This is a genomic window from Enterobacter sp. JBIWA003, assembly GCF_019968825.1.
GTDB classification, from domain to species: Bacteria; Pseudomonadota; Gammaproteobacteria; order Enterobacterales; family Enterobacteriaceae; genus Enterobacter; species Enterobacter quasiroggenkampii.
This window is the reverse complement of record NZ_CP074170.1, coordinates 952,469-965,695: the sequence shown is the minus strand read 5'-3', so window position 1 is coordinate 965,695 and position 13,227 is coordinate 952,469. Positions and strand designations below refer to the sequence as shown.

At 53.3% G+C, this 13,227-nt stretch carries 13 protein-coding genes; all 13 read right to left on the bottom strand.

The window, feature by feature from the left end:
- Positions 1 to 29: 29 nt before the first annotated feature.
- Positions 30 to 626: a ribonuclease HII gene (rnhB, locus tag KGP25_RS04570; RefSeq protein WP_045907841.1), complete on the bottom strand. Its 597-nt coding sequence runs from the start codon at positions 624 to 626 to the stop codon at positions 30 to 32.
- Positions 623 to 1,771 carry a lipid-A-disaccharide synthase gene (lpxB, locus tag KGP25_RS04565; RefSeq protein ID WP_223540037.1) on the bottom strand — a complete coding sequence of 383 codons (1,149 nt, stop codon included), beginning with the start codon at positions 1,769 to 1,771 and terminating at the stop codon, positions 623 to 625. Before lpxB ends, rnhB begins: the two co-directional genes overlap by 4 nt.
- Positions 1,771 to 2,559 (bottom strand): acyl-ACP--UDP-N-acetylglucosamine O-acyltransferase, encoded by a 789-nt coding sequence (gene lpxA, locus KGP25_RS04560; protein ID WP_045907839.1) that lies wholly within the window; start codon positions 2,557 to 2,559, stop codon positions 1,771 to 1,773. Before lpxA ends, lpxB begins: the two co-directional genes overlap by 1 nt.
- Before the next feature lie 3 nt (positions 2,560 to 2,562).
- A complete protein-coding gene (fabZ, locus tag KGP25_RS04555; RefSeq protein ID WP_010426706.1) occupies positions 2,563 to 3,018 on the bottom strand; it encodes a 3-hydroxyacyl-ACP dehydratase FabZ in 456 nt (151 codons plus the stop codon).
- A 102-nt stretch (positions 3,019 to 3,120) separates the two neighbouring features.
- The gene (gene lpxD / locus KGP25_RS04550) at positions 3,121 to 4,146 is read right to left on the bottom strand and encodes a UDP-3-O-(3-hydroxymyristoyl)glucosamine N-acyltransferase (protein WP_023345460.1); all 1,026 of its coding nucleotides are present in this window, start codon (positions 4,144 to 4,146) and stop codon (positions 3,121 to 3,123) included.
- Positions 4,147 to 4,149: 3 nt separating this feature from the next.
- A complete protein-coding gene (gene skp, locus KGP25_RS04545) occupies positions 4,150 to 4,644 on the bottom strand; it encodes a molecular chaperone Skp (protein WP_045907838.1) in 495 nt (164 codons plus the stop codon).
- A 122-nt stretch (positions 4,645 to 4,766) separates the two neighbouring features.
- Positions 4,767 to 7,175 carry an outer membrane protein assembly factor BamA gene (gene bamA, locus KGP25_RS04540; RefSeq protein ID WP_048225699.1) on the bottom strand — a complete coding sequence of 803 codons (2,409 nt, stop codon included), beginning with the start codon at positions 7,173 to 7,175 and terminating at the stop codon, positions 4,767 to 4,769.
- A gap of 31 nt (positions 7,176 to 7,206) precedes the next feature.
- On the bottom strand, positions 7,207 to 8,559 hold the full coding sequence (rseP, locus tag KGP25_RS04535) for a sigma E protease regulator RseP (protein WP_024907524.1): 1,353 nt from the start codon (positions 8,557 to 8,559) through the stop codon (positions 7,207 to 7,209).
- 11 nt (positions 8,560 to 8,570) lie between these two features.
- A complete protein-coding gene (gene cdsA / locus KGP25_RS04530; RefSeq protein ID WP_063620841.1) occupies positions 8,571 to 9,428 on the bottom strand; it encodes a phosphatidate cytidylyltransferase in 858 nt (285 codons plus the stop codon).
- A gap of 12 nt (positions 9,429 to 9,440) precedes the next feature.
- Positions 9,441 to 10,199 (bottom strand): (2E,6E)-farnesyl-diphosphate-specific ditrans,polycis-undecaprenyl-diphosphate synthase, encoded by a 759-nt coding sequence (gene ispU / locus KGP25_RS04525; RefSeq protein WP_047651476.1) that lies wholly within the window; start codon positions 10,197 to 10,199, stop codon positions 9,441 to 9,443.
- 186 nt (positions 10,200 to 10,385) lie between these two features.
- Positions 10,386 to 11,585 carry a 1-deoxy-D-xylulose-5-phosphate reductoisomerase gene (gene ispC / locus KGP25_RS04520; protein WP_048225697.1) on the bottom strand — a complete coding sequence of 400 codons (1,200 nt, stop codon included), beginning with the start codon at positions 11,583 to 11,585 and terminating at the stop codon, positions 10,386 to 10,388.
- A gap of 93 nt (positions 11,586 to 11,678) precedes the next feature.
- Positions 11,679 to 12,236 carry a ribosome recycling factor gene (frr, locus tag KGP25_RS04515; RefSeq protein WP_008501909.1) on the bottom strand — a complete coding sequence of 186 codons (558 nt, stop codon included), beginning with the start codon at positions 12,234 to 12,236 and terminating at the stop codon, positions 11,679 to 11,681.
- 167 nt (positions 12,237 to 12,403) lie between these two features.
- Positions 12,404 to 13,129 (bottom strand): UMP kinase, encoded by a 726-nt coding sequence (gene pyrH, locus KGP25_RS04510; RefSeq protein ID WP_008501910.1) that lies wholly within the window; start codon positions 13,127 to 13,129, stop codon positions 12,404 to 12,406.
- Between the last annotated feature and the right edge of the window lie 98 nt (positions 13,130 to 13,227).

Below are 13,227 nucleotides of genomic sequence, written 5' to 3'. Positions count from 1 at the left end.
CCGCGTTACTTAATTGCTTGCGTAATGATTCAGGACACCCGTCCCAGGGCGCGTTTCACCGGGCCAAAACTGCGCCGATGGTGTTCGGTTGCGCCATGTTCAGCCAGCCTCTCCAGGTGGAAAGGTGTGGGATATCCCTTATGCTGGGCGAAACCATACTGAGGGTAAGTGAGGTCCAGCGCGGCCATTTCGGCGTCGCGTGTCACTTTGGCAATAATAGAAGCTGCGCTAATTTCTGCGACCCGGCTATCGCCTTTGACCACTGCCATTGAAGGCATGGGCAATGCCGGACAGCGGTTGCCGTCAATCAGGACATATTCAGGGGCGATTTTCAGCCCCGCTACCGCACGCTGCATCGCCAGCATCGTGGCGTGCAAAATATTCAGCTCGTCTATCTCATGCGGCTCAGCGCGCCCGAGGCTCCAGGCCAGCGCTTTCTCCTGAATCTCACTAAACAGCGCCAGCCGGCGCTTTTCAGACAATTTTTTAGAGTCGTTCAGCCCGACGATCGGCCGAGCCGGATCGAGGATCACCGCAGCGGTCACCACGGCTCCGACTAACGGACCACGACCCACTTCATCCACGCCCGCCACAAGGTGGGTGTGAGGATAAACAAATTCCATCATTTTGCTAACTCCAGCACCGCATCGGCCGCTTGCTCATCAGCATGACAGCGGATCAGTTGATGCAGTTCGCGGAAGGTATCGTGCATCTGGTGACTGGTTTTACCGTTGGCGAGCAGCGGCAGCAGCGCCTCCGCCAACGCCTGCGGCTGGCACTCATCCTGCAGCAGCTCTTTCACCAGCTCGCGCCCGGCAAGCAGGTTTGGCAGGGAGACATAATCCGTTTTCACCAGACGTTTTGCCAGCCAGAAGGTAAACGGCTTCATGCGATAACCGACCACCATTGGGCATTTCGCCAGCATACATTCCAGCGCCGCCGTGCCGGAGGCCAGCAGTGCGGCATCGCTCGCATACATTGCTTCCCGCCCCTGCCCGTCCAGAAGACGGACGTGAAGATCCGGGGCGACGTCTGCTTTGATGCGCTCAAACTGCTCGCGGCGTTTGGCATTCACCAGCGGCACGACCACTTCGAGATCGGGGTACGTCTGGCGAAGAATTTGCGCTGTCTTGAGGAAATCAGCACTCAGCATCTCCACTTCTGCGCCACGGCTGCCGGGCAGCAAGGCCAGACAGTGCACATCATGGGGGATGCCCAGCATGTCGCGCGCCGCGTTTTTATCCGGATCCAGTGGCATTGCATCCGCCATGGTATGACCGATAAAACGGCACGGAACATTAAATCTGTCGTAAAACGCTTTTTCGAAAGGCAGGAAAGCCAGCACCAGGTGGGTGGACCGTCCGATTTTGAAAACGCGTTTCTGTCGCCACGCCCAGACGGACGGACTGACGTAGTGAATGGTTTTAATGCCCTGCTTTTTCAGGTTCCCTTCGAGGGTAATATTGAAATCAGGTGCATCGATACCGACAAACACATCGGGTTTGAGTTCGGTAAAGCGGCGGGTGAGATCGGCACGAATGTGCAGCAAACGGCGCAGCCGTCCCAGCACCTCAACGATACCCATCACGGCCAGCTCTTCCATTTCGTACCAGGCTTCACAGCCTTCGACCTGCATCAGCGGGCCAGCAACGCCGACAAAGCGAGCATTGGGTACACGCGCCTTAAGCGCACGGATGAGACCTGCACCAAGAATATCGCCGGAGGTTTCTCCGGCGACCAGGGCTATCGTAAGCGGACGACTGTCGACCATTAACGAATCAGACCCCTTGTTGAACGGTCAAAGAACTCCATGAACGCGTCCACTTCCGGGTGCTTTTTCGCCAGTTCGGCAATTTCCGGCTTCGCCTCTTCCAGCGTTTTACCGCTGCGGTACAGCAGTTTGTACGCGTTGCGGATGGCAGTAATCGCTTCGCGACTAAAGCCACGACGCTTGAGGCCTTCGATGTTCACGCCAAACGGCGTGGCATGGTTGCCCTGCGCAATCACATACGGTGGGACGTCCTGCGCCACACCGGAGCATCCACCGACCATCACGTGCGCACCAATAATGCAGAACTGATGGACTGCGGTCATGCCGCCAATAATTGCGAAGTCATCAACCGATACGTGTCCTGCCAGCGTGGCGTTGTTGGCAAGAATACAGCGGTCACCCACGGTACAGTCGTGCGCGATATGCGCATTCACCATAAACAGGTTATCGCTGCCCACCTTCGTCAACCCACCACCCTGTACTGTTCCACGATGAATGGTGACGCTTTCGCGAATACGGTTACGATCGCCAATTTCCAGACGGGTCGACTCACCAGCATATTTCAGATCCTGGTTAACTTCGCCGATGGAGGCGAACTGATAGATCTCATTATTGCAGCCAATGGTCGTGTGACCATTCACGACAACGTGAGATTTCAGTACTGTACCCTCACCAATTTCGACATGGGGTCCAACAATACAAAACGGGCCAATGTGGACGTTAGCACCAATGATGGCACCGGTTTCCACAATCGCGGTAGGATGAATAAAGGCGGATTTATCAATCACGTATCAGGACTCCCGGCTACGAGCACACATCATCGTCGCTTCGCAAACAACTTTGCCGTCAACCAGCGCTACGCCTTTGAAGCGAGTCAGGCCACGACGCGTTTTTTCAAAAGTGACTTCCATGATCATCTGATCACCAGGCACGACTGGGCGCTTAAAGCGCGCTTCATCAATACCCGCGAAGTAATACAGCTCACCTGGCTCCAGTTTACCGACGCTTTTGAACGCCAGAATACCGGTAGCCTGAGCCATCGCTTCCAGAATCAACACACCCGGGAAGATAGGCTTACCAGGGAAGTGCCCCTGGAAGAACGGCTCGTTCACGGAAACATTTTTCACTGCGCGCAGAAAACGACCTTCTTCAAAATCCAGCACACGGTCTACCAGCAGAAACGGGTAGCGGTGCGGCAGAAGTTCTAAAATCTCTTCAATATGCAGAGTATGAGTGTCAGTAGTCAAAATACTCTTCCTGTCAAAATGTACTGATAACAATAATAACACGGCCTGCCGGTTTATTAGAAAGCCGACAGGCCGGGAAAAATAGCGTTCAACGGATGACGCTTAGTCTTGTTGATCGATCTTACGCTCAAGAGACTTGAGGCGCTTGCTCATATCATCAATGTTCATCACCAGAGCTGCTGTTTTACGCCATACCTTGTTGGGCTGAAGCGGAATGCCGGAGGAATAGACGCCAGGTTCAGTGATAGGACGCATTACCATGCCCATTCCCGTCACGGTCACCTTGTCGCAAATTTCCATATGGCCATTAATCACGCTCGCACCGCCAATCATGCAATAACGGCCAATTTTCAGGCTGCCCGCCATGATGACGCCACCTGCAACCGCGGTATTGTCGCCAATCACAACGTTATGCGCAATCTGGCACTGGTTATCGATGATAACACCATTGCCAATGATCGTGTCGTCAAGCGCGCCACGGTCAATGGTGGTACAGGCGCCGATCTCCACGCGATCGCCAATAATGACGCGACCAAGCTGCGGGATCTTCACCCAGTTACCGCGATCGTTAGCGTAACCAAAGCCATCAGAACCAATCACGGTGCTGGACTGAACGAGGCAGTTTTCGCCAATTTCCACGTCATGATAAACGGACACATTGGCCCACAAACGGGTCCCCGCGCCGATTTTCGTATTTTTCCCAACGAAGCAGCCTGGGCCAATGACGACGTTATCGCCCAGCACAACGCCGGATTCGATAACCGCATTCGCCCCAACGGCGACGTTGTTACCCAGCCTGGCCGTCTCATCAATCGCTGCGCTGGCAGCAATGTTCTGGGCCGGTTGCGGCGTGGTATCAAGAATTTGAGCCATGCGTGCATACGTCAGGTAGGGGTTTTTCACTACCAGCGCGCTTACAGTGGCAAATGGAAGATCGTCCTGCGTCAGAACAACAGCTGACGCCTGGCATTGAGCCAGTTGCTCACGGTACTTAGGGCTTACCATGAAGGTAATCGTGCCAGCTTTAGCAGATTGCATGGACGCAACAGCGGTGATGACGATATCGCCATCACCGTGTAATTCTGCATCCAACTGCTGAGCTAAATCAGCCAGTCGAATTGAAGGCATTACTTATTTAACCTGTTTCAGAACATCAGCAGTGATGTCTTTAACATCTTTGCTGTTGAAAGCAACGGCGTTCGCATCAACAACCAGATCGATGCTCTGATCGGCAGCCACTGCTTTAACAGCGGTCTGAATGCGAGTCACCAGCTTGCCGCGTTCTTCGTTAGAACGACGCTGACGATCCTGCTCGAAAGCCTGCGCTTTCTGGGAGAACGTCTGGCGCTGAGCCATTACGTCTTTTTCCAGCTTGCTGCGGTCGCTTGCTTTCATGGTAGAACCATCACGCTGCAGACGCTGCATTTTGGACTGAAGATCGTTTTCCATACCCTGCAGTTCGCTTGCACGGCCTTTGAATTCGTTTTCCAGAGTCGCAGAAACACCTGTTTTCTGTGCAACCTGCTGGAACAAATTACCCATGTTGACGATTGCAATTTTGTCTGCTGCCTGAGCAGAAGTTGCCATCGCTAAACCGAGACCTGCAGCTAATAACCACTTTTTCACAATTAACTCCTTACCATCCCATTGGCACCAGAAGGTACCGTTCTTTGCGTGGCAAGGCGACCGTGTTACCGATCGCCAGTTGTCAGCGCTACACTGCCAACGCATTCCTTTGCTGCGGATTATTACCAGGTTTTACCAATGTTAAACTGGAATTGCTCCGACTTATCTCCATCATATTTCTTAAACGGCTGGGCGTAAGAGAAGACCAACGGCCCCAGCGGTGACATCCATTGTAATGCGATACCGGCAGACATGCGAATATTGCTCGGATCGCTGTAGTCAGGAACATCGCTAGGCATACCTTTCGTGCTCCAGTTTGTATCCCACACGGTACCTGCATCCCAGAAGAAGGACGTACGCACCGAGTTCGCATATTTATCACTGATAAACGGCGTTGGTGTGATGAACTCCAGGCTGGCAACAGCCATAGCGTTACCGCCGACTGCATCGTCAGAACTACAAAGCTGTCCTGGACCCTTATCGCAGTTATCCTTGTCGTTCCCGCCGTAGTAAACCGCTTTCGGACCAATGTTGTTGGACTGGAAGCCACGAACGGTGCTCGAACCACCGGCATAGAAGTTTTCATAGAACGGCAGTTCTTTGCCGCCTAAACCATCACCATAGCCCCAGCGGGTACGACCCAGAACCACCCACTTATGATCGTCATCGATCGGGAAGTAGGAGGCGGTATCCAGCGTCACCTTATAGAACTCGTTATCAGAGCCCGGCACGGTGACTTTACCGTTCAGGTTGACGCGAGAACCTTCCGTTGGGAAGTAGCCACGGTCGAGACGGTTATAGGTCCAGCCGTAGTTGAAGGTGAAGTCATCCGCCGCAAAACCGTTATTATCGCTGGTGGTGCTCGCTGACTGGCCAATAGAATCCAGATAACGCCACATCGCCACCTGCGGTTGCATATTGGACAGGTCGTTATGCACGTAACCTAAGCCCGCACGCAAGGTGTTGTATTCGTTGATCGGGAAGCCAAGCGTACCGTCCACACCGTAACTCTTGTTGGTGTACGAGGACAGATCCGCATCGTCTGCTTTAAAGTCGTTATAGAAGATACGACCGCCCAGGCTCACACCGTCAACGGTGAAGTATGGGTTCGTTACAGAGAACTCAGAGTAGGTCTGGTAGTCGTTTTTGGTACCGTTAATTCCGACAGAGTAACCCGTACCCAGCCAGTTATCCTGCTGCACGCCGACCTGGAAGCTGACGCCGCTTTCGGTACCGTAGCCCACACCGAAGTTGAAGCTACCGGTGTTACGCTCTTTCACTTTATAAACGACATCAACCTGATCCGGGCTGCCCGGTACGCGCTGGGTGTCGGTGTCCACCGTTTCAAAATAGCCCAGACGGTTCAGACGCTCTTTACCCTGATCAACGAGATCGCTACCTAACCATGCGCCTTCCATCTGACGCATTTCGCGACGCAGAACGGAGTCTTTGGAGGTGTCGTTACCGACGAAGCGGATCTTACGCACGTAGAAACGGTTACCCGCGTCAACATTCACGTGCAGCTTAACGGTTTTATCCGCGTCATTGATTTCCGGCTGAGTCTGTACGCGCGGGTAGGCATAACCATAGCGGCCGAGCAGCTTCTTAATGCTGTCTTCCATTTTGGTGACCTTGGAACCGCTATAGAGATCGCCTGGCTGAATTTTGGTCAGCGATTCGATTTCAGCAGAATGCCCCGCCAGGTTACCACTTACCTCAACACCCGAAAGCTTGTACTGATCGCCTTCAGTGATGTTGATCGTAATGTAGATGCCTTTCTTGTCCGGCGTCAGACTCACCTGAGTCGAGTCGATATTGAAACGCGCGTAACCACGATCCAGATAGTAGCTGCGCAGGGTTTCAAGGTCGCCCGCCAGTTTCTGTTTCTGGTATTTGCGATCGCCTACCACGTTCCACCATGGCACTTCATCGCGCAGCTGGAAGGTGGAGATCAGTTCGTCGGTGCTGAACGCGTGGTTGCCGACAATGTTGATCTGCTGGATCTTCGCAGAAACACCTTCCTGGAAGACCAGCTTCAGGTCAACACGGTTACGTGGCAGCGGAGTAACAACCGCTTTCACGCTGGCGCTGTATTTACCGACGCTGTAGTAGAAGTCTTCCAGACCTTTTTCAATGTCTGAAAGGGTTGTGCGGTCCAGAGACTCCCCCACACGAACACCGGATGCTTCAAGGTTTTGCTTGAGCATGTCATCTTTCACCGACTTGTTGCCGGAGAAAGTGATACTGGCGATCGTTGGACGTTCTTTTACCTGTACCAGCAGCGTATCACCATCGCGCAGGACGCGGACATCCTCGAAGTTGCCGGTGGCAAACAGAGCACGGATGGTGTTACTGATATCATCATCATTAACCGTATCGCCGGGGCGCACAGGCATACTGAGGAGGGCCGCACCAACGGCGACACGCTGAAGGCCTTCGAAATGAATGTCTTTCACTACGAACCCGTCAGCACCGTATACGGTGGCGCTGCTAAACAGCAGCGACGCTATGAGCAACTTTTTCATCGCCATCGTTATTATGCGTTCTTCCTAACTAACTCTCTTACAACCGAGAGAAATCATTGAAAAGTGCAAGCCCCATTAACAGCACCAGCAAAATCGAGCCAATGCGATAACTAAAGTCTTGAACTCGCTCGGATACCGGTCCGCCTTTTAGCTTTTCAATCGCTAAAAACAGCAGATGACCCCCGTCTAAAACGGGAAGCGGGAACAGGTTGATTATCCCAAGGTTCACGCTAATGAGCGCGAGGAACATGAGATAGTAAATCACCCCGAATTCCGCTGACATCCCAGCCCCCTGAGCAATCGAAATTGGCCCACTGAGGTTGTTCAGTTTCACATCACCGGTTATCAATTTCCCCAACATGTTGACCGTCAGCTTCATCAGTTGCCATGTTTTATCCGTGGCTTCAAGGATGGCGCTGAACGGCCCATACTGGCGTATTGTCTTGTACTCATCTGGCAGCGGGATCACTTTTGGCACAACGCCTGCAAACCCTTCTGCCTTCTTGCCGACCGACTTCGTATCCGGGATCAGCGTCAGCGAAAGCGGACTGCCCTGCCTTTCAACTTCCAGCGCGAGAGACGTACCCGGATTATCGCGCACCAGAGTAACAAAGGTCATCCACTCTGTTAATGGTTGACCATCGACTTTAACGATCCTGTCGCCTGCTTGCAAACCCGCTTTGCTCGCCGCCGAGTTGGCCTGGACTTCGGCTAATACCGGCTCGATCTGTGCGCCACGTGGACGAATGCCCAGCGCAGCGACGGGATCCTCTTTGTCCGGCTCGAAACGCCAGTGGCGTAAATCGAGCACTTTGTCCTGACGGGCGTCTGACCCAAACGGCGATACGCTGATGGTGGTCTGCGGATCGCCAATTTTAGCAACCAGCTGCAGTCGCACGGCATCCCAATCAGGGGTTTCGATACCATCAATCGCTTTAAGTTCCATCCCGGATGTAATTTGCGCACTCGCCGCGATGGAGTTGGGGGCAATTTCACCGACCACCGGACGTACGCCAGGGACGCCGATGATAAACACCAGCCAGTAAGCGAAAATCGCAAAGATGAAGTTGGCTACCGGTCCGGCAGCGATGATGGCGGCGCGTTGTCCAACGGTTTTATTGTTGAATGCGCTGTGTCGCAGCTCAGGCGCGACAGGCTCGACGCGTTCGTCGAGCATTTTGACGTAGCCGCCCAGCGGGATAAGGGCGATGACAAATTCTGTGCCGTGGCGATCGGTGCGCGTCCAGAGTGATTTACCAAAACCGATGGAAAAGCGCTCTACGCGCACACCACAGCGGCGAGCAACCCAGAAATGGCCAAATTCATGCACGGTAATCAGTACACCCAGTGCAACTATGAACGCCGCCAGATTCCAGAGAATGCTCAGCATAAAACCTTCCGTTAAATCGTCCCGAATACCAGTAAAAGCAAACACGCAAACACGGGAACAGCCGCTGTCAGGCTATCAATGCGATCCAGTATACCGCCATGCCCTGGAATCAGGTGTCCACTGTCCTTAATCCCTGCTTCACGCTTGAACATACTTTCGGTTAAATCACCGAGCACGGAGGCAAGCGCAGCAAAAATCGAGCACACCAGCAGTATTGACGGTGCCACTTCAAGATTCGCCCAGACGCCGTAGCCCCAGGAGATGATCGCGGCCGTAAACAAACCGCCGATGAATCCTTGCCAGGTTTTGCCCGGAGAAACCTTCGGCGCCAGCTTATGTTTGCCAAACAGTTTACCAAACATATAGGCCCCGGAGTCAGCCCCCCAGACGAGAATCATCACATAAAGCAGCCAGATCGCACCGCTGTAGTGGTTTTCGTCGTAATGCCAGGCGCGCAGCGCAACCATACCCCAGAAAAAAGGAATAATGGTGAGCAAACCAAAAATCAGTCGCAGCACTTTTGAATGACGCCATAACGCCGCGGAGCCGGGATAAAACAGCACCAGCAACAGCGCGGCCACCCACCAGGCCAACGATATCCACAAGGAACCGGCCACCAGGGGCTGATGAATATCATGATGATATTCAGGCAACATAAACAGCATTATGGCCAGGATAAAGCCACACAGTACCGCAAGCCATACTCGCTGCGTGCGCGAGGTAAAGCCGCTAAACTGTCCCCATTCCCACGCGGCGAGCATGCACACCACCAGCGTAACAATAGCGAATCCCACCGGGGGCAGTAAAAACAGCGCCGCAATGACAATGGGTATTAATACAAAAGCGGAAATCAGGCGATACTTCAGCAAAAGCTACCCCCATCAGGCGTTATCGCCACCAGGCTCGGTGCCGCCGAAACGACGCTCTCGATTGGCAAAGGCATGCAGCGCACCTTCAAAGTCTTGTTCATCAAAATCGGGCCAAAGAACATCCGTAAAGTAAAGTTCAGCATAGGCAATTTGCCATATCAAAAAGTTACTTATGCGATGTTCCCCCCCTGTCCTAATTACCAAATCCACAGGTGCCTGTTCATTCATGCAGATTTGCTTGCTCAGCGCCTCTTCATCAATTTGGTCGGGTCTCAACAGCCCTTCCTGAACCTGTTCGGCCAGATGCCGAACGCCCTGGATAATATCCCAGCGTCCGCCGTAATTCGCCGCAATATTCAGCGTCAGTCCGGTATTATTTTCCGTCAGCGCTTCTGCTTTGCGAATCCGTTCCTGCAAACGTGAGTTAAAACGACTGGTATCGCCAATGATACGCAGGCGGACGTTGTGGCGGTGCAGGCTTTTTACTTCGCTGTCTAGCGCCCACACAAACAATTCCATCAACGCAGTCACTTCCTGCAGTGGTCGATTCCAGTTTTCACTGCTAAAAGCATAGAGCGTTAACGCATCAATGCCGTTATTGGCGGCAAAAGAAACGGCGCGGCGAACAGATTTCGCCCCAGCTTTATGCCCAAAGGCTCGTATTTTCCCTTGTCTTTTCGCCCAGCGGCCATTGCCATCCATAATGATTGCTACATGACGGCAGCCATGCGCTGGCAAGTTTTCGCTTATTGGTTGATTCGCAGACAACATAACGCGTTTTTTGTCCCTGAAAAGGATTTAACGGTACTCAGGAATACTGAAGCCGATACATAAAAAAGCCGTGTAAAACCACGGCTCACCTGACCACGTAAAGTCAAATACCTGCGATCAGGTGGCGCAGACTATATCACTGAAGCCCAACGCTAACAAATAGCACGACGACTAGTGGTTGCTTTATCACCAGCTTGCGAGACGTGTCACCTGTTGGCGCGCAATATTACGCGCAGCTGCATCCACCGCCAGCACCTCTTCCACGCTCTGTGGTTCGCGCAAATCCATCATCTCCAGTACCGCTAAATTCAACGCCGCGATATCGGTAAAACGAATTTGCTGATTCAGAAATGCTTCAACGGTAATTTCATTGGCTGCATTCAGTGCCGTTGTCGCCGCCTGCCCCTGGTCAAAGGCCGTCATCGCAAGCTTCAGACAAGGGTAACGGTCGTAGTCTGGCTCACTGAACGTCAGGGAACTTAGCTTGCAGAAATCAAGCGGCTTCACGCCGGACTTCACTCGATTCGGCCACGCCATGGAATGGGCAATTGGCGTACGCATATCCGGTTCGCCCAACTGCGCCAGCACGCTGCCATCCTGATAACGCACCATCGAATGAATCACCGATTGTGGGTGAATCAGTACTTCCATCTGTTTCGCTGACGCATTGAACAGCCAGCGCGCTTCAATGTATTCCAGACCTTTGTTCATCATGGTGGCAGAGTCAACGGAGATTTTACGCCCCATCGACCAGTTCGGATGACGGCACGCCTGATCCGGCGTCATGGCACGCAGTTCAGACAGTGGCGTTTCACGGAACGGGCCACCAGACCCGGTAAGCAGAATAGACACGACGCCATTCTGCTCCAGGTCAGCGTACCCCAGGTTCTGTTGAAAAGGTTGCGGTAAACTCTGAAAAATCGCGTTGTGCTCGCTGTCGACGGGCAAAAGACGCGCCCCGTGCTGCTTCACCGCCTCCATAAACAGGCGTCCGCAGGTCACCAGCGACTCTTTATTGGCCAGCAGAACGTCCTTACCGGCATCAATCGCGGCAAGTGTCGGCAATAATCCTGCCGCCCCGACGATGGCCGCCATCACCTGATCCACCTCATCCAGCGCCGCCATCTCGCAGGCCGCCTGTTGACCACTCAGCACCTCGGTTCGGCTGCCCTTCTCAAGCAGCTGTGCTTTCAGCAGGCGCGCGCTCTCTTCGTCATCCATCACCGCATAGCGGGGCGTAAACTCCAGGCACTGCTCAACCATTCGCTGCACATTCTTACCAGCCACCAGCGCTGTCACGGTGTAAAGTTCAGGATTATGGCGAACGACGTCGAGAGTACTGCAACCGATAGAGCCGGTTGAGCCGAGGAGTGTTAAATGCTTCATGAGATGCCCGAAAAGTTAGACCAGATAAAAGCAAAACGCCGCCAGCAAGACCCTAAGTCTCTCTGAACGGCGTTTATCAGTGTACGACAGAAATCAGAACTGCATCAGTTCCGCTTCTTTATCTGCCAGCGCCGCATCAATTTTCTTGATGGCAGCGTCAGTCATTTTCTGAATGTCGTCCTGGGAACGACGATCGTCATCTTCACTGATCTCTTTTTCTTTCAGCAGCGCTTTGACTTTATCGTTCGCGTCGCGGCGAACGTTACGCACGGAGACACGACCCTGCTCAGCTTCGCCACGCACCACTTTGATCAGGTCTTTACGACGCTCTTCGGTCAGCGGTGGCAGTGGAACGCGGATGTCAGCACCCGCAGAGCTTGGGTTCAGACCGAGGTCAGACGCCATGATCGCTTTCTCAACCGCCGGGCCCATAGAACGATCGAATACGTTGATTTTCAGCGTACGGGTATCTTCTACCGTCACGCTCGCCAGCTGACGCAGAGGGGTTGGCGTACCGTAGTACTCGACGATGATACCATCCAGCAGGCTTGGGGAAGCACGGCCAGTACGGATTTTGCTGATTTGGGTTTTGAACGCTTCTACGCATTTTTCCATGCGTACTTCAGCATCTTTTCTGATGTCGTTAATCACGTTACGAATCCTTGAAAACTTGTCTCAGGCAGACTATCCGCCAGCACAGCGCTACAGGTGTGCTAAGTATAGTCGCGTTTAATTCATGACAACGCCAAAGGCGCGCCCGGGTAAGATACCACTACAAAATAAAGCGGAATCTTACCTGTATTTATCGTCAACGGAAATTATTCCGTGATCAAAGTGCCTTCTTTTTCGCCCATGACCACGCGACGCAGTGCGCCAGGTTTGTTCATGTTGAAGACACGGATCGGCAGTTTGTGGTCACGAGCCAGCGTGAAGGCGGCAAGATCCATCACTTTCAGCTCTTTATCCAGCACTTCGCTGTAGCTCAGCTGATCGTACATGGTGGCAGACGGATCTTTTGCCGGGTCGGCAGTAAACACGCCATCGACTTTGGTCGCTTTCAGTACCACATCAGCTTCGATCTCGATACCGCGCAGACAGGCAGCGGAATCGGTCGTAAAGAACGGGTTACCCGTACCGGCGGAGAGGATCACCACGCGGTTGTTGCGCAGCAGGCTGATAGCTTCTGCCCAGCTGTAATTATCGCATACGCCATTCAGGGGGATCGCGGACATCAGGCGGGCGTTCACATAGGCGCGATGGAGCGCATCACGCATCGCCAGGCCATTCATCACGGTTGCCAGCATACCCATGTGGTCGCCCACAACGCGGTTCATCCCCGCTTTCGCCAGACCAGCACCACGGAAAAGGTTGCCACCGCCAATGACCACGCCAACCTGGATGCCCAGTTCGACCAGTTCTTTGATTTCCTGTGCCATGCGATCAAGGATGCTTGCGTCAATACCGAAGCCTTCCGATCCCTGCAGCGCTTCGCCACTCAGCTTAAGCAGAATGCGTTTGTACACGGGTTTTGCATTGGTAGCCATGTTTCTTTCCTGAGACTGTCAACGATTAAGATGGGGGTTAATTCTGGCGACATGATATGCCGCAAATCAGTACAGCGATACTGGAGCCTGTCTGATTT